The organism is Streptomyces sp. NPDC026500 (assembly GCF_055567635.1).
Map to the genome: position 1 here is coordinate 282,784 of NZ_JBVHQB010000004.1, position 21,916 is coordinate 304,699.

Annotated in this window: 17 protein-coding genes; 8 read left to right on the forward strand and 9 right to left on the reverse strand. The window is 72.6% G+C overall.

What is annotated here, in order from left to right:
• Positions 1-100 precede the first annotated feature (100 nt).
• A complete protein-coding gene (locus tag ACZ4N5_RS09575; protein ID WP_467756533.1) occupies positions 101-1,063 on the forward strand; it encodes a serine hydrolase in 963 nt (320 codons plus the stop codon).
• Positions 1,064-1,215: 152 nt separating this feature from the next.
• Here the strand turns inward: ACZ4N5_RS09575 and mycP are convergent, their stop codons facing one another.
• Positions 1,216-2,613, reverse strand: a complete 1,398-nt coding sequence (gene mycP, locus ACZ4N5_RS09580; protein WP_467756534.1) for a type VII secretion-associated serine protease mycosin — start codon at positions 2,611-2,613, stop codon at positions 1,216-1,218.
• Positions 2,610-3,443 carry a hypothetical protein gene (locus tag ACZ4N5_RS09585; RefSeq protein ID WP_467756535.1) on the reverse strand — a complete coding sequence of 278 codons (834 nt, stop codon included), beginning with the start codon at positions 3,441-3,443 and terminating at the stop codon, positions 2,610-2,612. The genes mycP and ACZ4N5_RS09585 overlap by 4 nt, the downstream gene beginning before the upstream one ends.
• A 2,457-nt stretch (positions 3,444-5,900) precedes the next feature.
• Between ACZ4N5_RS09585 and ACZ4N5_RS09590 the strand changes: the two genes are divergently transcribed.
• A complete protein-coding gene (locus ACZ4N5_RS09590) occupies positions 5,901-7,103 on the forward strand; it encodes an amino acid deaminase/aldolase (protein ID WP_467756536.1) in 1,203 nt (400 codons plus the stop codon).
• A 135-nt stretch (positions 7,104-7,238) separates the two neighbouring features.
• On the opposite strand, the gene ACZ4N5_RS09595 is transcribed toward ACZ4N5_RS09590, so the two are convergent.
• From ACZ4N5_RS09595 to ACZ4N5_RS09610, 4 genes are all read right to left on the reverse strand, one after another.
• Positions 7,239-8,180, reverse strand: coding sequence for a DUF2510 domain-containing protein (locus ACZ4N5_RS09595; RefSeq protein ID WP_467756537.1), 942 nt, complete (start codon positions 8,178-8,180; stop codon positions 7,239-7,241).
• A 98-nt stretch (positions 8,181-8,278) separates the two neighbouring features.
• Complete coding sequence (locus tag ACZ4N5_RS09600) at positions 8,279-9,070, reverse strand: 3-oxoacyl-ACP reductase (RefSeq protein ID WP_467756538.1); 792 nt, start codon at positions 9,068-9,070, stop codon at positions 8,279-8,281.
• On the reverse strand, positions 9,067-10,482 hold the full coding sequence (locus ACZ4N5_RS09605) for an aldehyde dehydrogenase family protein (RefSeq protein WP_467756539.1): 1,416 nt from the start codon (positions 10,480-10,482) through the stop codon (positions 9,067-9,069). The genes ACZ4N5_RS09600 and ACZ4N5_RS09605 overlap by 4 nt, the downstream gene beginning before the upstream one ends.
• Before the next feature lie 8 nt (positions 10,483-10,490).
• Positions 10,491-11,861 (reverse strand): glutamine synthetase family protein, encoded by a 1,371-nt coding sequence (locus ACZ4N5_RS09610; protein WP_467756540.1) that lies wholly within the window; start codon positions 11,859-11,861, stop codon positions 10,491-10,493.
• Positions 11,862-11,938: 77 nt separating this feature from the next.
• Here ACZ4N5_RS09610 and ACZ4N5_RS09615 point away from each other — a divergent pair, with 77 nt between their 5' ends.
• On the forward strand, positions 11,939-12,676 hold the full coding sequence (locus tag ACZ4N5_RS09615; protein WP_467756541.1) for a FadR/GntR family transcriptional regulator: 738 nt from the start codon (positions 11,939-11,941) through the stop codon (positions 12,674-12,676).
• A 160-nt stretch (positions 12,677-12,836) separates the two neighbouring features.
• Positions 12,837-13,517: a gamma-glutamyl-gamma-aminobutyrate hydrolase family protein gene (locus tag ACZ4N5_RS09620; RefSeq protein ID WP_467756542.1), complete on the forward strand. Its 681-nt coding sequence runs from the start codon at positions 12,837-12,839 to the stop codon at positions 13,515-13,517.
• A 162-nt stretch (positions 13,518-13,679) separates the two neighbouring features.
• On the opposite strand, the gene ACZ4N5_RS09625 is transcribed toward ACZ4N5_RS09620, so the two are convergent.
• Positions 13,680-14,606, reverse strand: a complete 927-nt coding sequence (locus ACZ4N5_RS09625) for a LysR family transcriptional regulator (RefSeq protein ID WP_467756543.1) — start codon at positions 14,604-14,606, stop codon at positions 13,680-13,682.
• Positions 14,607-14,701: 95 nt separating this feature from the next.
• Here ACZ4N5_RS09625 and ACZ4N5_RS09630 point away from each other — a divergent pair, with 95 nt between their 5' ends.
• The 4 genes from ACZ4N5_RS09630 to ACZ4N5_RS09645 all read left to right on the forward strand — a co-directional run bounded on the left by ACZ4N5_RS09630 (position 14,702) and on the right by ACZ4N5_RS09645 (position 20,024).
• Positions 14,702-15,859 (forward strand): TDT family transporter, encoded by a 1,158-nt coding sequence (locus tag ACZ4N5_RS09630; RefSeq protein ID WP_467756544.1) that lies wholly within the window; start codon positions 14,702-14,704, stop codon positions 15,857-15,859.
• 561 nt (positions 15,860-16,420) lie between these two features.
• A complete protein-coding gene (locus ACZ4N5_RS09635) occupies positions 16,421-17,290 on the forward strand; it encodes a HalD/BesD family halogenase (protein WP_467756545.1) in 870 nt (289 codons plus the stop codon).
• A gap of 68 nt (positions 17,291-17,358) precedes the next feature.
• Positions 17,359-18,204: a class I SAM-dependent methyltransferase gene (locus ACZ4N5_RS09640; protein WP_467756546.1), complete on the forward strand. Its 846-nt coding sequence runs from the start codon at positions 17,359-17,361 to the stop codon at positions 18,202-18,204.
• Positions 18,205-18,263: 59 nt separating this feature from the next.
• Entirely contained in the window at positions 18,264-20,024 is a 1,761-nt protein-coding gene (locus tag ACZ4N5_RS09645; protein ID WP_467756547.1) for a choline/carnitine O-acyltransferase, read from the forward strand.
• A gap of 256 nt (positions 20,025-20,280) precedes the next feature.
• Here the strand turns inward: ACZ4N5_RS09645 and ACZ4N5_RS09650 are convergent, their stop codons facing one another.
• Both ACZ4N5_RS09650 and ACZ4N5_RS09655 read right to left on the reverse strand, forming a co-directional pair.
• Positions 20,281-21,006, reverse strand: coding sequence for a helical backbone metal receptor (locus ACZ4N5_RS09650; RefSeq protein WP_467756548.1), 726 nt, complete (start codon positions 21,004-21,006; stop codon positions 20,281-20,283).
• Between the two features lie 99 nt (positions 21,007-21,105).
• A complete protein-coding gene (locus ACZ4N5_RS09655) occupies positions 21,106-21,687 on the reverse strand; it encodes a helix-turn-helix domain-containing protein (protein WP_467756549.1) in 582 nt (193 codons plus the stop codon).
• Positions 21,688-21,916 lie beyond the last annotated feature (229 nt).

A 21,916-nucleotide genomic window follows, 5' to 3' on the forward strand; every position in this document is an offset into this window, starting at 1 on the left:
AACCCGGAGTTGACGGAACTCATGTGTTTCTCAGCCTTCCCTGACACACCTCTAACACGCGTCTAACCGCGGACACAGCCCGGCCGTCCAGCATCGCCGAATGGACCGTCACAGAGCACGCGGGCGTCGCGCCCGGCCCTCCCGACGCAAGCCTCTCCTCTCCACCGCGGTGGCCTCCGTCGTCCTCGTCGGTGCCACGGCGGCCGGGACGGTGTACATGAAGGCACAGGCGCACGACGGCCCGGCCGTCGTATCGTCGGCGGCGTCGGCATCGCCCTCTTCGTCGCCGGCCGTGAGCGAGGAGGCATCGGTGGAACCCGTCGCGGAGCCCTCGGTGGACCGGGACGCGCTGCTCGCGAAGGCGCTGAAGGCGGTCCCGGTGGCGGACGGCGTGAAGACGGCGGTGGCCGTCCTCGACCTCGACTCCGGTGAGAGCGTCGCCCACGGTGACGCCGCCTTCGACACCGCGAGCATCGTCAAGGTGAACATCCTGGCCACGCTGCTCCTCCAGGCGCAGGACGCCGACCGGCATCTCACCGCGCAGGAGAAGACGTACGCCACCGCGATGATCGAGAACAGCGACAACGCGTCGGCGACCGCGCTGTGGGCCGCGATGGGCCGGGCCGACGGACTCGACACCGCGAACAAGCGCTTCGGCCTGACGGACACGCAGGGCGGCGACGGCGAGCTGTGGGGCCTGACCCAGACCACGGCGAGCGACCAACTGACCTTGCTGCGCCAGGTGTTCGGGGACGACTCGAAACTGAGCAAAGCCTCCCGGTCCTACCTCCAGGGACTCATGGGCAAGATCGAGACCGACCAGCAGTGGGGAGTGTCGGCCGCGGCCGACGGCTCCCAATGGGCCCTGAAGAACGGGTGGTTGGCGCGCAGCACCACGGGGCTGTGGGACGTCAACAGCATCGGGCGGATCTCGGTCGACGGCCACGACTATCTCGTGGCGACGCTGTCGAACGGGAACTCCACGCAGGCGAAGGGCATTTCGCTGGTGGAAGCGGTGTCGAAGGCCGCACTGTCCGCGTTCCAGGACACGGCCGAGGGCTGAGGGCCGAAGGCCGAGAATCGAAGGCCGAGAATCGAAGGCCGAGGATCGAAGGCCGAGGATCGAAGGCCGAGGATCGAAGGCTGAGCGCCCGAGGGCTCACCGGGTTGTGCGTACCGGGGAGTGCGAGGGCGTGCTGCGAACGGTGTTTGCGGCTAAGGCCGGTCGAACGGGTGCGGGTTTCTGCGGCCGCGCCACAGGAACACCGCTGCCCCGAGCAGGGCCAGGCCCAGAGCACCCGCGAGGGGACCGGCCCAGTCGGCCGAACTGCCGCCGTTGTCAGGGGCGTCGGGGCCGGCGCCGAAGTACTTCTGGCCGTACGCCGCCGCCTTGAGGCCCTGTGGCTTGAGCCGGCCGGCCGCCTTGATGGCGGCGGCGGGGTCGATGAAGCCGAAGCCACGGGAGTCGTCGCGACCCGCTGAGGGCACGTTGCGGGCGGTGTCCTCGAGGAGCTGCTTGATCTGGGCCGGGGAAAGACCCGGGTGGGCGGCCTTGATGAGCGCGACCGCGCCGGAGACGAACGCGGACGCCGCGCTGGTGCCCCAGCCCTCGTAGTACCGGTCGTCCGGGTCGGCGATGACGACGTCGACGCCCGGGGCGCTGACGGTGGCGTACCAGCGGCGGGTGGAGAAGGAGGCGTGGGTTCCGTAGCGGTCGACGGCGGTCGCCGCGATCACACCGGGGTACGCGGCGGGGTACGAGATGTGGTCGCCCTTCTCCCCGCCGTTGCCGGCCGAGGCGACGACGACGGCACCCTTCTTCAGCGCGTACTGGACGGCTTCGTCCTCGGCGGGCTCGGGGTGGGCGGACTTGGAGTCGTCGCCGAGGGAGAGGTTGATGACGTCGGCGCCGTGGTCGGTGGCCCAGCGGATGCCCTCGGCGAGTGCGTTGCCACGGGTGTTGCGGGCCTTGGAGCGCGCCGGGTCCTTGTCTTCGAGGATGACGCGGACGGGCAGGATCTTCGCCTCCGGGGCGATGCCCATGACGCCGTTCGCGTCACCCTGCCCGTGGCCGTGCCCGGCGATGATGCCCGCCATGGCGGTGCCGTGCCGGGCCCAGGCCCGGTCACCGCGGCTCGCGCCGAAGCCGACCATGTCCTTGTCGGCGAGCACATTGCCCGTGAGGTCCGGGTGCTGGGAGTCGACGCCGGTGTCGAGGACGGCGACGGTGATGCCCTTGCCCTTGGTCGTACGCCACGCCTGCTGTGTGTGCATCGCGTCGAGGCCCCACTGCTGGGCACGTATGCCGTCGGCGTGCGCTGCGGTCGAGGGCACCAGGGCGAGCGATGCGGCGAGGACGGCCGCGAGCGCGCCGGACCGGCGGGTGAGCCGGGGTACGCGGGCCCCGAGGACCGCGCGCAGGCGCCGGGTGTTGTCGGCGGCGGGGGCCGTGCGGAGCAGTCCCGGCACCGGGCTCCGACGGACCGGGACGCTCTCCGCACACGCGGTCGGCGCTCCGGCCGTGCGGGTCACCACGGTCACTCCGGTCGTGCCGGTCGTGCCGGCCGTGCCGGTCTGCTGGATAGGGCTGGCGGGGCCGGCCTTGCGGGTCATGACGGCTTCTCCGTGGCCGAGGTGACGGTCTTGCGGAGGCCTCGCTCGACCCGGTCGGCGAGGCCTTGCGCCTCGTGGCCGAGACCCGCCTGGGCCGCGGCCGTGGTCGAGTCCGGCTTCATCGCGTCCGCGGCGGGCTGCGGGGTGGTGACCGTGCGCCCGTCGGCGAACCCGGAGACCGCGTACACGACGACGGGGGCGTCCGTGAGGACCGCCTCGGTCCAGGAAGCGCGCTGAGCCTTGCCGAAGCCCTCGGCGGCGGTGCCCTTCGCCGCGTAGGGACGGGGCAGCAGGTCGGTGCGCCGGTCCAGGCCCTCCTTGCGGAAGCGGGCCTTCAGCGAGGTCATGCCCGCCGCGTCCGCCTTGGTGAACAGCAGGCCGACGGTGGTGACATGGCTCCGGGTCGCGTCCACATAGGTGGCGCGCAGCAGCCGCAGGCAGCCGACGGGGGCGAGGGCCTGGCGCAGCAGCGGGTCGAAGGCGCCCTTGCAGCCGGTGTCCGGGGCGACGGCGATCCGCGTCCAGGTGCGGTCGGAGCCGCCGGGGCCCGCTCCGTCGCCGCGCACGCTCGGCGGGAAGAGCTGGTCCACGGGGACGCTGTGCCAGAGCTCTCCGGCCGCCGCGAAGGCACCGGGCGAACCGGGTCCGTCCGCGTTGTCGCCGGTGAGCCAACTCCCGGTCACCGCACCGCCGATGAGCCCGAGCCCGAGAACGACACAGGCCGCGGCGGCCACGGTACGAGGCCGGGCCCGCCCACGGAACGGACGCGTCCGGGCGGTGTCGGCGCCGTACGTCTCGGGCTCCGCGAACGATACGAAGGGGCGCTGCACGCCCGGGGCTCCCTCGGCGGGGGTTGCCGACGGAGGCGGGGTGAACGAGGGCGTGGGCGTGGAGGGCACAGGAGGCTGCTCGACCCGTCCGGGCCGCAGCCCCCGGATCGTCTCCGCGAGCCGCTCCCCGGACACGGCGGGCCGCCCTGCCGTCCCGGTCCGCGACGACGCCACGGACTCGGACCCAGGCAGAGACTCGGAGGGCCGTGAGAGGTCGGAGGGCCGTGAAGGCTCGGACGGGCGCGGGGGTGCGGAGGCGCGTGGGGGCTCGGACGGACGGAGAAGCTCCGAGGGGCGGGAGGACGCGGCGGGCCGCGAGGGATCGAAGGCGCGCGCCGGACCGGAGAACCGCGAGGGCTCGGACGGCGGCGAGGGGTCGGAGGGGCACGAGGGGTCGAAGGCGCGCGCCGGACCGGAGAACCGCGGGGGCGCGGAGGGCCGCGAGGGGTCGAAGGCGGGCGCCGGGTCGGAGGGGCGCGGGGGTTCGAAGGCGCGCCGAGGCTCGGACGGGCGCTGCGGCGCTGCGGGGTGCGACAGCCGGGCGGGGCGCGCCCCGGGGCGCTGGGTCCCGCCGGGCCGCGACGGTCCGGCGGGGTGCGCCCCATCGGGACGCGCCGGCTCGGCGGACGCGGGCGGCGCGTCCGGGAAGCGTGCGGAGGCCGCGGGGGGCGGCGGGTTCGACGACCCCGGCCGCGCCTCGGGGCGCAGGTGGGGGAAGCGCCGGGCCTCCGGCCGGGACGCGGACGCTGATGCGGATGCAGGACCCTGCGGAGCGGCGTCCGACGCGGAGCGCTCCGAGGCCGCCGAGGGCGTGGCCGGGCGCTCCGAAGGGGATGCCGTGGAGCCGTACGGGACGGCTTCCGGCGCGGGGCGAGGAGCGGTGGACGCCGTCGCCGGGCGCTCGGCCCCGGACGGTGACGTACCGGTCGAGGCGGACCGAGGCGCGTCGGCCCCCGGCGTACGGGTCGGGGCTGACCGAGGCGCGTCGGCCTCCGGCGTACCGGTCGAGGCCGACCAAGGCGCGTCGGCGCCCGGCGTACCGGTCGGGGCGTCCGCCGCGGCGGAGGTGGCGGACCACGGCCGACCGGGCGAGACGGACGTCGGCGCGGCGGGCGAGGCAGCCCCCGGGGCACCGGACGAGGCGAGCCTCGGCGTACCGGGCGCGGCTGCCCCGGGCGCGTCGGGCGCCGCGGACGTCGGTCCGCCGGACGAAGCGGACCCCTGCGCACCGGGCGAGGCCGACGCCGGTCCACCGGACGAAGCGGACCCTCGCGCACCCGCCGAGGCGGACCCCGACGCACTGGACGAGGCCGACGCCGGCCTGCCGTACGAACCGGACCCCGGACCACCCGCCGGGGCGGACCCCTGCGCACCGGGCGAGGCCGACGCCGGTCCACCGGACGAAGCGGACCCCGAACCACCCGCCGGGGCAGACCCCGAACCACCCGCCGGGGCAGACCCCGGACCACCGGACGAGACAGGCCCCGGCCCGGAAGGCGAAGCCGACCTCGGGGCACCCGGCGTGCCGGGGGTTTCGTCCGTTTCTGTCGCGGTTTCGAAGAAGTCGAAGGAACGCGGCGGCGAAGGCACCCGCGAGGCCCGCACGGGTCCCGGCGTGGAGGTCTGCGCGGAGGTGGAAGCCGAAGGGGAAGTCGTGGCGGAAGTCGGCGCGGAGACGTCGCCGGCGGGCCGGAACCCGCCTTCGCCGGCGGACGGCCCGCCCGGAGAACCGGCCCACTCCCGCGTCGACGGCGGCCCGACGGGCTGGGGCGGCACCGACGGAGCCACGCCACGGGGCGGGCTCGCGGGGCGCGGCGGGACCGCCGGAGCGCGGTCGGACCCGGCGTGCCCGGACCGGGACGCGGACCCCTGCGTGGCCGGCGAGGGATCCTCGGCAGACCAGTCCTCCCCGCCCGACAGGGACGGCTCGGGCGACCGGGACGGCTTCGGGGGAGTCGGTCCGTCGGCCGGAGTCGTCCGAGCGGACCGGGCCGCCGGAGCCGGAGGAATCAACGGAACCGGCGGGTTGGCCGGAGCCGACCGAGCCGGTGGGTTCGACGGAACCGGAGGGTTCGACGGAACCGGAGGGTTCGTCGGAGCCGGTGGAGTCTGGGAGGTCTGCGCGGGCTCGGCGGATGAGGCGGTGGGCCGCTGGAGATTCGAGGCACGCCGCGCTTCCGTACTCATGCACCCCCCGTTTCCTCGTACCGGGCTGTCGGCCGCCCCGGAGCTCGGCGAACCGTTTCGCGTGTGCGCAAGAGGCTCGCCACGGGCACGCATACCCGCACCGGTGGACCGTCACCCCGGGCAGGGCCCGCCGGGGCAAGGTCGTTCCTCCCTGCGTCCGCGTCACTCTACGGGTTGACGCGCGTCCGGCGGGAACCAGTTCGAGGCACCGGGGCATCTGCCCGGAACGTCCCCCTACCCTGCGGTAATCGAGTCTGGCAGTCTTCGCTCATGACTGCCCGTGCCGCCGACAGGGCCCGCTACGACCGGGCCACCGCTCACCTCGACGCCCCCGTCGCGATCGTGGACCTGGAGGCCTTCGACGCGAACGCGGACGACCTCGTCCGCCGGGCCGGCGGCAAGCCGATCCGTGTCGCCAGCAAGTCCGTCCGCTGCCGCACCCTCCTGGAACGCGTCCTGGACCGGGACGGCTTCGCGGGGATCATGTCCTTCACCCTCGCCGAGTCGCTGTGGCTGGCCAGGTCCGGTTTCGACGACGTCCTGCTCGCCTATCCGTCGGCCGACCGCAAGGGCTACGCCGAGCTGACCGCCGACCCCAAGCTCGCCGCCGCAGTGACCGTCATGGTCGACGACCCGGCGCAGCTCCGTCTCATGGACGAGGCTCGCCAGGGTGGCACCGAGGTCGTGCGGGTCTGCCTGGAGCTGGACACCTCGCTCAAGCTGTTCGGCGGCCGGGTCCGGGTCGGAGCGCTGCGTTCGCCGCTGCACTCCCCCGCCCAGGTGGCGGAGATGGCCCGCGCCGTCAAACGCGCGCCCGGGTTCAAGCTCGTGGGGATCATGGCGTACGAGGGCCACATCGCGGGCGTCGGCGACGCGATCTCGGGACGGCCGCTGCGCTCGCGTGCCGTACGGCTGATGCAGGCCACCGCCCGCAAGGAGCTCGCCCAGCGGCGCGCGGAGGTCGTCCGGGCGGTACGGGCCGTCGAGCCGGACCTCGAATTCGTCAACGGCGGCGGCACCGGCAGCGTCCAGCACACGGCCGCCGAGGACGCGGTCACCGAGATCGCGGCCGGGTCGGGACTGTATGTCCCGAGGCTCTTCGACAACTACACGTCCTTCAGCGGACGCCCGGCCGCGCTGTTCGCCCAGCCCGTCGTGCGTCGGCCGGGGGTGGGTGTGGTGACCGTGCTGGGCGGTGGATACCCCGCGTCCGGGGCCGCGGGCCCCGACCGGCTGCCCGTCCCGTATCTGCCGGAGGGGCTCTCGTACGACCCCCAGGAGGGTCCCGGCGAGGTGCAGACCCCGCTGCTGGGCTCCCCGGCGGACGATCTGCTCATAGGCGACAAGGTGTGGTTCCGGCACGCGAAGGCCGGTGAGCTGTGCGAGCGGTTCGACACGCTTCACCTCGTCGAGGGCGACGCCGTCACGGCCTCAGTCCCGACCTACCGCGGAGAGGGCCACACCTTCCTCTGATCCGGCGGGGCCACGCCTTCTCCGGTCCGGCGGCGCCACACCGTCGCCGATCCGGGTGAAGACGGCCCCCTCCCCCGTACCCGAGTGCGCGGGGACTCCGGTCACCCGCCCGTGACACCGGTCACCAGTCACCAGTCACCAGTCACCAGTCACGGTCTGATTCGACGGGCCGATGCTGCTGCCCACACCGCCTCCGGCGTCCTTGTCGCCGACCGACCGGATCCCCTTGGTGATCCGGTCCATGTCGGACAGCGGCGGCCCGTCGGCGCCGGCGTCGAAGGCGAAGCGGACGATGACCAGCGACTGCGAGCCCACACTGGACGGGAAGGCCAGCGACTCGACATAACCCCCGGGCCCCACACCGGTCTTGACCTTCCAGCGCACGAAGTACCCGGCGCGCCCGGCGACGGCGACCGAGCCGGAATCCACCAGGCGGTGGGAGGTGACGCCCCGGAAGGGGCGGCTGCCGACGACGTCGTGGTCGTACGCGCTGTCGGCGGCGTCCTTGATGTCCCCCTCTGCGAGGGCCTTCGGGGACGTCACGTCGGTGGCCGTGGCCGTGCGCGAGACGACCCGGCCGTGCCGGCACAGACCGGGGTCGCCCGGACAGTCGTAGGTCCCCGGAGTCGTCAACACCGTGTCGTGGTCGACGACGTACTGCGGTCGTGCCCAGCCGTCGAGGACCGGAAAGGTGATGCCGTCGAGCTCGTCCGTGACGACGGACGGGTCGCCGGCCGACGGCGAGGGACCGGCCGATGACGGTGACGGGCCGTCGGTCTCCGTGGGAGACGCGACGGCGGGCGTGGTCTGTGCCGCGGCCTTGTCGCCGCTGTCCTCGCCGCGCAGCAGCACGGCGCCCGTGACGATCGCGGCGACGAGGACGACCGCGGCTGTCACGAGCGCGACTGCCTTGGCCCGGCCGGAGCCGGAGCCGCTGGGCGACCGGGTCTGTATAAGGGGCTGTTGGGGCGCCTCGGGCTGACGCCGGTGGTCGGTCCACACGGTCCCGTCCCACCAGCGCTCGACGAGCGGGTACGACGGGTCGCGATACCAGCCGGGCGGAGGCGTCATGCTCATCCCGGCACTCTAGGACGTGCCGGGACGGACGGTACACGGTGCCCCCGAGGTCGGGCACGAACGGGCCGTCCCGCCCGCGGACCGCACCCGTGGCCCGACTACAGGGGCGTGACGTACGCGCCCGAAATGCCCCCGTCCACAAGGAAGTCGGTGGCGTTCACGAAGGAGGAGTCGTCGCTGGCGAGGAACGCGACGGCGGCCGCGATCTCGTCCGCCTCGGCGAACCGCCCGACCGGGATGTGCACCAGCCGGCGCGCGGCCCGCTCGGGATCCTTCGCGAACAGCTCCTGCAGCAGCGGGGTGTTGACGGGGCCGGGGCACAGGGCGTTGACCCGGATGCCCTCCCGGGCGAACTGGACGCCCAGTTCACGGGACATGGCCAGCACACCGCCCTTGGAGGCCGTGTACGAGATCTGGGAGGTCGCCGCGCCCATCCGGGCCACGAAGGAAGCCGTGTTGATGATGGAGCCCCTGCCCTGGCGGCGCATGTAGGGGATGGCGGCCTTGCAGCACAGGTAGACGGAGGTGAGGTTGACCTCCTGGACGCGCTTCCAGGCCTCCAGGCCCGTGTCCAGGATGGAGTCGTCGTCCGGCGGCGAGATGCCCGCGTTGTTGAAGGCGATGTCGACCGAGCCGTAGGTGTCGTACGCCGTCCTGAAGAGGGTCTCGACCTGCTCGGGGTCGGTCACGTCGACCTTGACGAAGATCCCGCCGACCTCCTCGGCCACGGCCTTGCCGTGCTGCTCGTCGATGTCGCCGCAGACGACGTGGGCGCCCTCGGAGGCGAGCCGGCGCGCGGTGGCGAGGCCGATGCCGCTGGCGGCGCCCGTGATGACGGCGGTGCGGCCGACCAGGCGGCGGCAGATGGTCTCAGGGGTGTCTGAAGTCACTGTGCGGGACCCTCCGTGCTGATGAAGACGTTCTTGGTCTCGGTGAAGGCGGTGAGGGCGTCCGGGCCGAGTTCGCGGCCGATTCCCGACTGCTTGAAGCCGCCGAAGGGGGTCCAGTAGCGGACGCTGGAGTGGGAGTTGACGGACAGGTTGCCGGCCCGGACGGCCTGGGAGACGCGCAGGGCGCGGCCGACGTCGCGGGTCCAGATGGAGCCGGACAGGCCGTAGTCGGTGGCGTTGGCGAGCCGGATCGCCTCGGCCTCGTCCTCGAAGGGCAGCACGACGGCGACGGGGCCGAAGACCTCCTCGACGGCCACGCGCGCGTCGGGCTCGACGCCGGTGAGGACGGTGGGCGCGAACCAGAAGCCGGGGCCCTCGGGGGCCTTGCCCCGGATGCCGGGCGCGTCGGCGTCGACGTAGGACCGTACGCGCTCCAGCTGGGCCCCGGAGATCAGCGGGCCCATCTGGGTCCGCTCGTCGGCGGGGTCGCCGACGACGACGGACTCGACCTCCGGCGTGACGAGTTCGAGGAAGCGGTCGTGAACGGAGCGCTGGACGAGGATGCGGGTGCGGGCGCAGCAGTCCTGGCCGGAGTTGTCGAGGAAGGACATCGGGGCGGCGGCAGCGGCGGCCTCGATGTCGGCGTCCGCGAAGACGATGTTGGGGCTCTTGCCACCGAGTTCGAGGGTGACGCGCTTGAGGAGGGCGGAGCCCTTGGCCAGCACCTGTTTGCCCACGGCCGTCGACCCGGTGAAGACGATCTTCGCTACGCCGGGGTGTTCGACGAGTGCGGCGCCCGCGACGGGTCCCGCGCCGGGCAGCACCTGGAAGAGGTGTTCGGGCAGGCCCGCCTCCAGGGCGAGTTCGGCCAGCCGCAGTGCCGTCAGCGGGGTCGTCTCGGCGGGTTTGAGGATGACGGCGTTGCCCGCGGCGAGGGCCGGTGCGGTGCCCCAGGCGGCGATGGGCAGCGGGAAGTTCCAGGGTGCGATGACCCCGACGACGCCGAGCGGTTCGAGGAGGGTGACGTCGAGGCCGCCCGCGACGGGGATCTGGCGGCCGGTCAGCCGTTCCACTCCGCCGGCCGCGTAGTCGAGCAGATCGCGGACGTTGCCCGCCTCCCAGCGGGCGTTGCCGAGGGTGTGGCCGGCCTCGCGGACCTCCAGGCGGGCCAGCTCCTCGATGTGGCCGTCGACGACGGCCGCGAAGCGGCGCAGCAGCCGGGCCCGGTCGGCCGGCGCGAGGGCGGCCCAGCGCACCTGCGCCTTCGTGGCCCGTACGACGGCGTCCGCGACGTCCTGGGCGGTGGCGGCCGGGACGGTGGCGACGACCTCCTCGGTGGCGGGGTTCAGTACCTGGAGCTCGTGGTCGTACGGGGGCGAGGTGTACGGGTACGAGGTGTACGGGTGCGACAAGGGGGTCCTCACATGCGTTCGAAGGAGCGGCGCAGCTCCCAGTCGGTCACCGCGGCGTCGAAGGCCTCCAGCTCGACGCGCGCCATGTTGCGGTAGTGCTCGACCACCTCGTCGCCGAAGGCGGCTCGGGCGACGGCGCTGTTCTCCCAGAGCTCGGCGGCCTCGCGCAGGGTGGTGGGGACGTGCGCGTACTCGGAGGTGTAGGCGTTGCCGGTGCACGCCTCGGGCAGCTCCAGCTTCTGTTCGATGCCGTACAGACCGGCCGCGACGAGTCCGGCGACGGCCAGGTGCGGGTTGACGTCGCCGCCGGGCAGCCGGTTCTCGAAGCGCATCGAGCGGCCGTGGCCGACGACGCGGAGCGAGCAGGTGCGGTTGTCGTACCCCCAGGCGACGGCGGTCGGCGCGAAGGAACCGGGCTGGAAGCGCTTGTACGAGTTGATGTTGGGCGCGTACAGGAGCGAGAAGTCGCGCAGCGCGGCCAGCTGTCCGGCGAGGAAGTGGCGCATCACCTCCGACATGCCGCCCGGGTCCTGGGCGGAGCCGGCCATCACGTTGGTTCCGTCCGCGTCGGCGAGCGAGAGGTGGATGTGGCAGGAGTTGCCCTCACGCTCGTTGTACTTCGCCATGAAGGTGAGCGAGACGCCCTCCTGGGAGGCGATCTCCTTGGCGCCGGTCTTGTAGACGGCGTGCTGGTCGCAGGTGACGAGGGCCTCGTCGTACTTGAAGGCGATCTCGTGCTGGCCGGGGTTGCACTCGCCCTTGGCGGACTCGACGGTGAGGCCCGCGGCCTGCATCTCGTTGCGGATGCGGCGCAGCAGGGGCTCGATGCGACCGGTCCCGAGGACCGAGTAGTCGATGTTGTACTGGTTGGCCGGGGTGAGTCCCCGGTAGCCGGTGTCCCAGGCCTGCTCGTAGGTGTCCTTGAAGACGATGAACTCCAGCTCGGTGCCGACCTGGGCGGTGTAGCCGAGCCGGGCGAGGCGTTCGAGCTGGCGGCGCAGGATCTGGCGGGGCGCGGCCACCACCGGGGAGCCGTCGTTCCAGGCGAGGTCGGCGATGAGCAGGGCGGTGCCCTCGTTCCACGGGACGCGCCGTAGGGTGCCGAGATCGGGGTGCATGGCGAAGTCGCCGTAGCCCCGGTCCCAGGAGGACATGGCGTATCCGTCGACGGTGTTCATGTCGGTGTCGACGGCCAGGAGGTAGTTGCAGCCCTCCGTGCCGTGCTCCAGCACCTCGTCGAGGAAGAAGGCCGCGGCGAACCGCTTGCCCTGGAGCCGCCCCTGCATGTCGGGGAAGGCCAGGACGACCGTGTCGATGTCTCCGGCCTCGACGAGACGGCGCAGTTCTTCGACGCTGAGCGGGGGTGTGCGGTCTGCCACCGGAAAAGCCTCCTTGGGTCAGCCGAGAGCCATAAGGTATTGCGGAGAACCATTGCTTGGGAAGGGGGCGCGACCTGATGACGCGGGCGGAACCCGACCGCGGGACGGACGACCGGCTGACGCCGGTGCTGCGGCCGGTGCGGGCGGGCAACGGTTTCGAGGAGGCGCTGGAGCAGATCCTCCAGATCGTCCGGCTCGGCCTGGTGCCGGGTGGCGAACGGCTGCCCGCGGAGCGGGAGTTGGCCGAACGGCTCGGCATCAGCCGGGTGACACTGCGCGAGGTCCTGAAGGTGCTCCAGGACCAGGGTCTGGTCGAGTCGCGGCGCGGCCGGTACGGCGGCACGTTCGTGCTGGCGCGCACCGCCACACCGGGCGAGCATGAACTGCGCCGCCGGGTCGCCGCGGTCGACATCGAGGACGTGCTGCGTTTCCGCGAGGTCCTGGAGGTGGGCGCGGCCGGGTTGTGCGCGACGCACGGGCTCGACGCGCAGCAGGCCGTACGGCTGCGCGAGGCGCTCACTCGGACGAACGACGCCCCACTGGCCGACTACCGGCGCCTGGACACCATGCTCCACCTCACCCTGGCGGAGCTGTGCGGCTCCCCTTCCCTCACCGCGCGGTACGCGGCCGTCCGTGCCTCCGTCAACGACCTGCTCGACTGCATCCCGCTCCTCGTCCGCAATCTGGAGCACTCGCAGCGCCAGCACACCGCCCTTGTCGAGGCGGTCCTCGACGGGGACGCGGACGGGGCGCGGGAGATGATGCGGGAGCACTGCGCGGGCACGGCGGCGCTGCTGCGCGGGTTCCTGGCGTGAGCGGGACGCGACACGAGGGGTCGTGACACGGCGGGCGCGCCACGACCGGGACGTGACGCGTGGGGCACGCGCGTTCCCCTCCCCCGCCCGGCAAAGGTATGAGACCTTTCCATTGACGTTCCATGGGCGCCGTGGCGACCCGGATCCGAGGGAGAAGCGCGTGGGCAGGCCGCTGATCGGTGTGAGTACGTATCTGGAGGCCGGAGCGCGCTGGGGCGTGTGGGAGCTGGAGGCCGCGCTGCTGCCGGCCGGCTATCCACAGCTCGTGCAGCGGGCGGGGGGACTCGCCGTCATGCTGCCGCCGGACGATCCGGCCCTGGCGCCCGAGACCGTCGCCCGGCTCGACGCGGTGGTCGTCGCGGGCGGCCCCGACGTCGACCCCGCCCGCTACGGCGCCGAGCGCTCCCCGCGTACGGGGCCGCCCGCTCCCGAGCGCGACGCCTGGGAACTCGCCCTGATCCGGGCCGCGTTGGACTCCGGCACCCCGCTCCTGGGCATCTGCCGGGGCCACCAGCTCCTGAACGTGGCCCTCGGAGGCACGCTCGTCCAGCACCTCGACGGGCATGTGAAGGACACCGGTGTCATCGGACACCACGAGGTGACGCCCGCACCCGGGACGCGGTACGCCGGTCTCGTGCCGGAGCCGTGCGCTGTGCCGACGTACCACCATCAGGCGGTGGACCGGCTGGGTGACGGTCTCACGGTCTCCGCGCACGCCGCGGACGGCACCGTGGAGGCGATCGAACTCCCCGGCCCCGCCTGGGTGTTGGGAGTCCAGTGGCACCCGGAGATGGGCGACGACCTGCGGGTGATGCGCGGCCTGGTCGCGGCGGCGTCCTGAGCGGACGGGGGTCGGAGTTCAGCCCCTCCGGCGTTCGAGGAGCAGGGGTCCGGGGCAGCGCCCCCGGGGCGGGACGGGCAGGGGCAGAGAAGCGAAGAGGCCTGCGCGGTCAGGCGGCCCCCCGTACCCCTGTGGGTCAGGCGGCCCCCTGCCCCTGTGCGGTCAGGCGGCCCCCCGCGTCAGGGAGAGCAGGTCGCGGGCCGGGCCCGTGGGGCGGTGTCCTGTCGGCCAGACGGCCCGCAGGGCGCGGGCGAGCCGGACGTCGGCGAGCGGGATGCTCACCAGACGGTGGGCGGAGAGCTCCTCACCGAGGGCGAGTTCACTCAGGACGGCGGGTCCGGCGCCGCTGACGGCGGAGGCCTTGACCGCCGTCGTCGAGGACAGCTCGATCAGCGGGCGGGCGAGCCCGCCGAGCGCGGTGTCGAGGACCTGACGCGTGCCGGACCCCTCCTCCCGCAGGATGAGCGGCGTGGCGGCCAGTTCCGCCGCGGCCAGAGGCGCACGGCGACGCGCCCAGGGATGTCCGGGCGCCGTCACCACGATCAGCCGGTCGTGCGCGATGACGGTCGCGTCGAGACCGGACGGCACGGAGAGTCCCTCGACGAATCCGAGGTCCGCCTCGCCGGCGAGGAGCCGCTCGGCGACGGTGGCGGAGTTCCCCGCGAGCAGCGACACGGCCGTGTCGGGGCGCTGCGCGCGCAGCGCGATGAGCCAGCCGGGCAGCAGATACTCGGCGATGGTCATGCTCGCGGCCACCCGCAGCCGCGAGTCGCGCCGGTCCCGCAGCGCCTGCGCCCCCGCGTCGAACGCCTCGGCCGCGTCCACCACCCGGCGCGCCCAGTCCGTGACGAGCGCTCCCTCACGGGTGAGCCGGGATCCACGCGGCGAACGGTCGACGAGCGCCACCCCGAGCAGCCGCTCCATGGAACGAATACGGCTGCTGGCCGCCGGCTGGGTGATCCCCAGCTCGCGTGCGGCGCGGCCGAGACTGCCGAGGCGCGCCACCGCCAGCAGCAGTTCGAGCGCGCCCAGATCGGGCACCCGGTGCGCGATGCCGGCGCCGGGCCGATCCTCAGCACCGCTACTCATGGCGATCCTCAGCGCTGCTGCTCATAAAGCCAGCTTATGCCCTCATAGGCCCGCACTCCCTGGTGGGGAGCCGACGGGAGCGCGACCGTGGTGCCATGGTCACCGCAGCCCAGCCCCTGTCCGCCCATCAGGCGGGAACCGTCCCCGACACAAGCACCCCCCGTGTCACGGGGAGCCGCAGCTTCGCCGCAGTCCGGCATCTCGGCCCCAACTGGTACGCCTCCGTGATGGGCACCGCGATCGTGGCGACGGCGGGAGCCGGACTGCCCGGAAACGTGCCGGGCCTGCGCACCGCCTGCACCGTCGTATGGGCCGTCGCGCTCACCATGCTGGTGTCCTTGCTCGCCGCCCGCGCGCTGCACTGGACCTACCACCGCGACCAGGCCCGCGCCCACCTCCTCGACCCGGCCATGGCCCCCTTCTACGGCTGCCTCTCGATGGCCCTGCTCGCCGTGGGCGGCGGCACCCTGCTCGTCGGCCGTGACTGGATCGGGATACAGGCGGCGGTCGCCGTGGACACCGTCCTGTTCGCCGCCGGGACGCTGATCGGACTCGCCGCCGCCGTGGCCGTCCCGTACCTCATGGTCGTACGGCACCGGATCGAGCCCGGACAGGCGTCACCCGTGTGGCTGCTGCCGATCGTCGCCCCGATGGTGTCGGCCGCGCTCGGCCCCCTCCTCGTTCCCCACCTGCCGGCCGGACAGCCCCGGGAGACGCTGCTCCTCGCCTGTGTCGCGATGTTCGGGATCAGCCTGCTGGCCACCCTCGTGATGCTGCCGACGATCTTCGCCCGGCTCGTCACCGCGGGTCCGCTGCCGCTCGCGCTCACCCCGACGCTCTTCCTCGTGCTCGGTCCGCTGGGCCAGTCGACGACCGCGGTGGGCAAGTTCGCGGACGCCGCGCCCGGTGCGGTGCCCGCCCCGTACGACCAGGGCTTCGCGCTCCTCGCGGTTCTCTACGGCGTCCCCGTGCTGGGTTTCGCGCTGCTGTGGCTCGCGCTGGCTGTCGCGATGGTCGTACGGGCACGCCGCCAGGGCATGGGTTTCGCGATGACCTGGTGGGCGTTCACCTTCCCGGTCGGGACCTGCGTGACCGGTGCGGAAGGCCTGGCCCGGCACACCGGCCTGGTCGCCTTCGACGCGCTCGCCGTCGCCCTGTACGCCCTGCTGGTGGCCGCCTGGTCGGTGGCTGCCGTCCGCACCGCACACGGCCTGATCACCGGCAGGCTGCTCGCGGCGCCGTCGCGAAAGTAGCCTTTTGGAACCGCCTTCCCCTACCTGGCCACATCGATCGACGTGGCCAGGTTTCGTGCTTCGCCGGCTCTTCCAGCGCTGCGCGGATCATGGCGGGGGCGCCCCGGCGGTGGGCGGTGTCGGGGTGGTCGAGCCCGAGCGCGGCGGCCGTTACCCCCTGATCGGGAACTACGCCAGTCCGGGTGGGGCCTGCGTCGTGACCCGGTCACCGGCTGACGTCCTGCGACTCGATGCCTGCAATCACCGGCTTCACCGGCTGACCCTCGCGCAGGGTGCACCGGTCCCTGCGGCTCCCGCGCGACGGTCGGCCCGTGCCGTACCGAAACCCGCGAAGGCATGCTGGAGCCCACAGTTGGGCAGTGTGACGCGTCACAGACAACACAGCACCGCTGTGGGAACTTCAAGTGCCCTTCCTACCAGCCGAGTTGCCGATAAGCCGAGAGTGAGGTCCCCGGCAGACCGCACGGACCGCGTCGCTCGTCCCGTGTGTGCGTAAGAGGTGGAACCGCGGGCCGGCGAGGGAACCGACGAGAGGTGCGGCCCGCATGTGGAGAGGATCGAATGCGCTCTTTGGAAGCCCTGACGCTTGATCAGGTGGTCGACACGGCTCGCTATCCCCTGTCGGAACTCGCGAGCGCCCAGGGACAGGCCGTGGTCTCCCGTGCCCGCCGCGAACTGTCGGCTCTCGGCTGCACCGTGCTGCCGGACTTCGTCCGCCCGTCGCTGCGCGATGTGCTGCGGCAGGAGTGCTCGGCCATCGCCCCCCGGGCGCACCACGACGTCGAGACGGTGAACGTCTACAACATCGCGGTGGACTCGGCGCTGCCGGAGGACCATCCGGGCCGGAAGACCTTCGAGCGGGGTAACGCGTTCGTCGCGCGGGACCGCATCCCCGCGGACTCCCTCATCAGCCGGCTCTACTCCGACATGGTGTTCCGGCACTTCATCGCCCGCTGCTTCGAACTGCCGGAGCTGCACGAGCTGGCGGACCCGCTCTCCGGCCTGGTACTCAATGTCGTCGCGCCGGGCATGGAGCACCCCTGGCACTTCGACACCAACGAGTTCACCGTGAGCATGCTCACCCAGCAGGCGCAGGCCGGCGGCGTCTTCGAGTACTGCCCGAACATCCGGACCGCGCGGGACGAGAATTTCGGCGATGTCCGGGACGTGGTGGACGGCCGGGGCGAGCGGTTGACCCGGCGCCTCCCCCTGCAACCAGGTGACCTGCAGTTGTTCAAAGGGCGCTACTCGCTGCACCGAGTGAGCCCGGTGCGCGGCGAGGTCGCGCGCCACTCCGCGATATTCGCCTACAGCGAGCGCCCCGGCGTCATCGGGAGCGTGGAACGGACCCGGCAGCTCTTCGGCCGGGTGCTGCCCGAGCACCTGGCGGCCGAGGGCCGGGCGGTCCGCGGCGACCGGCTCCTGGACTAGGGGCGGCGAGAACGCGTAGTAGCCGTAGGCCGTTTCCCCCTGCGCGATCCCACGGAGGAGTAAGCCCTGTGCGTTTCGACGTGACCGGAAAAGTCTCACTCGACCACATCTACGACCAGCCCGATCCGCGATCCTATTTCACGGCGCTGCGCCCGCTCGACTACGGCGTTCCGCAGCAGGCCAAGCCCTACTTCGCCAAGATCATCACGGAGTACCGGGAGTCCCAGCACGTCGCGGTACCGCAGGTGCTGGACATCGGCTGCTCGTACGGAATCAACGCCGCCCTGCTGAAGTACGACGCGACCATGGACGAGCTGTACGCGCGCTACGGCGACGAGGAGCGTGCGGGTGAGAGCCGCGAGGCTCTGCTGGCCCGCGACCGGGAGCTGGCCCGGTCACGCCAACCCCCGCAGGCGATCCGCTTCGTCGGCCTCGACACCTCCGGCAGCGCACTGTCCTACGCTCTCGAGGCCGGGTTCCTCGACGACGTGGTGCACGCCGACCTGGAGGAGCACGAGCCCACACCGGGACAGCGCGCCCAGCTCTCGGGTACGGACCTGGTGATCTCGACGGGCTGCGTCGGCTACGTCACCGAGCGGACGCTCACGCGAGTCGTCCGGGCGCAGGGCGTCCGCCGGCCCTGGATGGCGCACTTCGTGCTGCGGATGTTCCCGTTCGACCGCGTCGAGCGCGCGTTGGCGAGTCTGGGCTACCGGACCGTCCGCGTCGGCGAGGTGTTCAGACAGCGGCGGTTCGCCTCCCCGCAGGAGCAGGCGCTCGTGCTCGACAGCATGTCGGCCGCAGGGGTGGATCCACGGGGGCTGGAGGCGGAAGGCTGGCTGTACGCACAGCTCCACCTTTCCCGGCCGTACGACATCACAGGTACCGACGATCCGAATCGAGAACAGAGTTGAAGACCAGTCAGGATGCGTCAGGCAACGCGACCTTCGCCCAGGAGGACAGCCTCCCGCGCGTGCCGCTGCCTACGCTGGACGCGAGCTGCGAGAGGTTTCTCGCCTGGTGTACGCCGCTGCTGACCGCCGACGAGCGGTCGGCGACCGAGGCGGAGGTTGCCGCCTTCCTCCGACCCGGTGGCCCCGGCCGGGTGCTGCATGCCGCGCTGGAGGAATACGACGCCACGGAGGGCGTGCACAGCTGGCTCGACACCTTCTGGCCGTACCGATACCTGGGCCGCCGGGACCGGATCGCCCTCAACGCCAACTTCTTCTTCCTGTTCAAGGACTCCGACCAGACGCAGGTGCAGCGGGCGGCCGGGCTCGTCGCCGGGGCCCTCAACTACAAGCGGCAGCTCGATCAGGGGCTGATTCCACCGGTGGTGCAGCGCGGAGCACCTCAGTCGATGGTGCAGAACAAGTTCCTGTTCTCCAGCACGCGTATCCCGGGCCTGCAGCAGGACACCGTCCGCGCCCCCTACACCGAGGAGTGGCCGGGCCCGTCCGAGGCCCGGCACGTCGTGGTGTTCTTCCGGGGCGGTATGTTCCGGCTGGACGTGCTGGGGCCGGACGGTGTCCCGCACAGCCTGGATGACATCGAGGCGGGGCTGCGCTCCGTGATGAAGGCCGACCCCGCCGACGCGGACACCTCGGTGGGCCACCTCACCACCATGGCCCGCGCGGAGTGGGCGGCCGCCCGGGAGTCCCTTCTCGCCTGCCACCCCCGCAACGCCGACGCCCTTGACGATGTCGAGACCGCGCTGTTCTGCGTCGCTCTGGAGGACTTCGCCCCCGCGGATGTCCAGGACGCCTGCGACCAGCTGCTGTACGGCGACCGCGGCAACCGCTGGTTCGACAAGGCCGTGTCGTTCGTCGTCTTCGCCGACGGACGGGCGGGCATCAACGTCGAGCACTGCGAGCTGGACGGGACCACGATCCTCACGTTCACCGACGCCCTGCTCGACACCCCGGCCGAGGAGCAGTCCCGGCAGTCCGGAGCCCGCTCCCAGGGGTTGCCGGCGCTGGAGCCGATCGTGTTCGAACTGGACGACGCGCTGCGGGACCAGGCGCGCTCCGCCGCCGACGCGTTCGCGGCGTACGGGGAGAACACCGCGACCAGCACGTTGTCGTTCACGGACTTCGGCAGCAGCGCGGCCAAGGAGTTGGGTGTCTCGCCGGACGCGTTCGTCCAGGCCGCCTACCAGCTCGCCCACCAGCGCGCCAAGGGGCTCCTGGGCGCCACGTACGAGTCGATCGCCACCCGGCAGTACCGCCACGGGCGCACCGAGGCGATGCGCGTCGTCACCACCGAGATGGTGGCTTTCGTGGCGGCGATGGAGGACCCGGCGGCGGACGCGGACGCCCGGCGCGCCGCGTTCCGGGCAGCGACGGAGGCGCATGTGGCGCGCGCCAAGGCGTGTCAGGCCGGGCAGGTGCCCGAGCAGCACCTGTGGGAGCTGGAGCTGATCCAGCGTCGGCGGGGGGCCGAGCTCGGGGTGACCGAACAGCCCTCGCTGTACCGGACGCCGGGCTGGTCGACCATGCGGGACGACTACCTGAGCACGAGCTCCGCGCCGTCCGTCAATATCCAGTACTTCGGCTTCGGGTCGACCAGCAGCCAGTGCATCGGTGTCGCCTATGTGCTGCTTCCCGATCGGTTCAACCTCTACCTGAGCACGCCCGAGCCGGTCGCCGCGCAGATGCGGACGTTCGCCGACCGGCTCCGGGAGGCGATGGACGAACTCCGGGAGCTGCTGGCGCCCGTGCGGCCCGGGGACTGAACGGACACCGCCGCCGGACCGTGGTCCCGACCGGAACTCCTGGTCGGGGACCACGGTCCGGCGGCGAGGATCGGCTCCTCGTCGTGGGGGCCCGATGCGGAGGGCGCGGACTGGTCGCGGTAGAGGCGTGATCGTAGCCGTGGCCGGCGAAGACGAGTCCGGGTTGCGGCGAGGGCGTCCTCGTCGGCCTTCGACTGCGGGGATCGCGTCGATCAGGGGCATGAGCTGGAGTCGACCACCCGGCCATGCCGCGAAGCTACATCCGCGGATGTGCTGCTCGCAGCGCCTCGCTGAGCCGCGCGGGCGCCTCGGCCAGCGACGGTCCGTACCAGGTCAGCAGGCGGCCGTCGACGAGGGCGTGCGGCAGCCCCGGGAAGGCCTCGGGCCCGTCGTCGGCGGTGAAGCGGTACGGCTCGTCGGGCAGCACCACGAGATCCGGGGCCGCCGCGGTCAGCTCGGGGAGCGGGACGCGGGGGTAGCGGTCCTCGTGCTGCGCGTACACGTTGTCGACGCCGAGCCTGGCGAGAACGTCTCCGGCGAAGGTGTCCCGGCCCAGCACCATCCAGGGCCGTCGCCAGATCGGCACGATCGCGGTCGTACGGCGGCCGGGAGCGGCCGGCTCCGTCCACGCGGCCTCCGCCGCGTCCAGCCAGCGCGGGCGACTGAGCGCGCCGCACGCGCCGAGCACCCGGTCCAGTTCGCGAAAGGCCCCCGGCACGTCCCGCACCTCGGTGACCAGTACTTCGATGCCCGCCTCGCGCAGGGCGGCCAGATCGGGCTCCCGGTTCTCCTCCTCGTTGGCGACGACGAGGTCGGGCGCGAGCCGTACGACGGCGTCGACGTCGGGGTTCTTGGTGCCCCCGATCCGTACGACGTCGAGGTCCGCGGGGTGGCTGCACCAGTCGGTCGCGCCGACCAGGGCGGCGGGCACGGACACGGCGACGGCCTCCGTGAGCGAGGGCACGAGGGACACCACCCGCATACCCTTCCGCCTCTCCGTCGCCGTCCGCTCTCCCGCCATCCTCTCCCGCGCCGTCTTTTCCCGCCTCGTTCCCGCCCGCGCCGCCCTCGGCCGCGCCCCTCAGCGCCTGCCGAGGTTGTGCCGGTCCTCCACCGCGTCGATGTGGTCGGCGACCTCGACGACGACCACCCGGGTGTCCGGCACGGTGGCACGCCAGCGGTGCCGCACCCCGCCCGTCAGATAGAGCGTGTCCCCGCGCCCCAGCCGATGGGCACGCCCCTCCGCCTCGACCTCGACGGCACCGTCGGCGACGTACATCAACTTGTCGTTGCGGTGCTGGAGTTCGCGTCCCTCTTCGTGATCGCCGGTGAACTCGGTGGCATGCAGCTGGTGGTGACCGCGCACCAGAGGGCGCGCGTGGGCCTCGGAAGTGAACTCGGCACCGGCGTCGGCGCGCACGACGTCGACACTGCACGCCGGGTCGGCGGCGGCGAGCAGGTCGACGGCGGTGGTGCCGAGGGCGTCGGCGACTCTCTCCAGGGAACTTCTGCTGGGCCGCGCCCGCTCGTTCTCCACCTGGCTGAGAAAGGGCACCGACAGGCCACTTCGCTCGGCCACGACGGCAAGGGTGAGCCGCAGTGCCCGACGCCGTCGCCGTACGGCCGCACCCACCCGAAGGGGCTGTTCTTTGTGGTCGCCCATCGCTCCGGCTCCCTCCCTCGCGTCGTCGGTCCGCGAACCGTCCGGATTTCCGGTCCGCCGCTTCTGATGAGTTGTTTGCACCCTACGCATGTTCGGCAAACCGTTTCATGCACCCGTCACATCGCTGTCACATCGAGGGAGTGTGAGGGTTACAGTTCGCGCCACCGCGCGAGCCGTCGCGCGCCCGGCGCCGCGGCCCCCTCGCGCGAGGCGAAAGGGCCGATCACCA

What these genes read in the sequence shown, in the direction of transcription:
- ACZ4N5_RS09575 (WP_467756533.1), top strand. Translation starts at nt 101, where the DNA reads ATGGACCGTCACAGAGCACGCGGGCGTCGCGCCCGGCCCTCCCGACGC.
- mycP (WP_467756534.1), bottom strand. Translation starts at nt 2,613, where the DNA reads ATGACCCGCAAGGCCGGCCCCGCCAGCCCTATCCAGCAGACCGGCACG.
- ACZ4N5_RS09590 (WP_467756536.1), top strand. Translation starts at nt 5,901, where the DNA reads ATGACTGCCCGTGCCGCCGACAGGGCCCGCTACGACCGGGCCACCGCT.
- ACZ4N5_RS09595 (WP_467756537.1), bottom strand. Translation starts at nt 8,180, where the DNA reads ATGAGCATGACGCCTCCGCCCGGCTGGTATCGCGACCCGTCGTACCCG.
- ACZ4N5_RS09615 (WP_467756541.1), top strand. Translation starts at nt 11,939, where the DNA reads ATGACGCGGGCGGAACCCGACCGCGGGACGGACGACCGGCTGACGCCG.
- ACZ4N5_RS09625 (WP_467756543.1), bottom strand. Translation starts at nt 14,606, where the DNA reads ATGAGTAGCGGTGCTGAGGATCGGCCCGGCGCCGGCATCGCGCACCGG.
- ACZ4N5_RS09630 (WP_467756544.1), top strand. Translation starts at nt 14,702, where the DNA reads ATGGTCACCGCAGCCCAGCCCCTGTCCGCCCATCAGGCGGGAACCGTC.
- ACZ4N5_RS09635 (WP_467756545.1), top strand. Translation starts at nt 16,421, where the DNA reads ATGCGCTCTTTGGAAGCCCTGACGCTTGATCAGGTGGTCGACACGGCT.
- ACZ4N5_RS09650 (WP_467756548.1), bottom strand. Translation starts at nt 21,006, where the DNA reads ATGCGGGTGGTGTCCCTCGTGCCCTCGCTCACGGAGGCCGTCGCCGTG.
- ACZ4N5_RS09655 (WP_467756549.1), bottom strand. Translation starts at nt 21,687, where the DNA reads ATGGGCGACCACAAAGAACAGCCCCTTCGGGTGGGTGCGGCCGTACGG.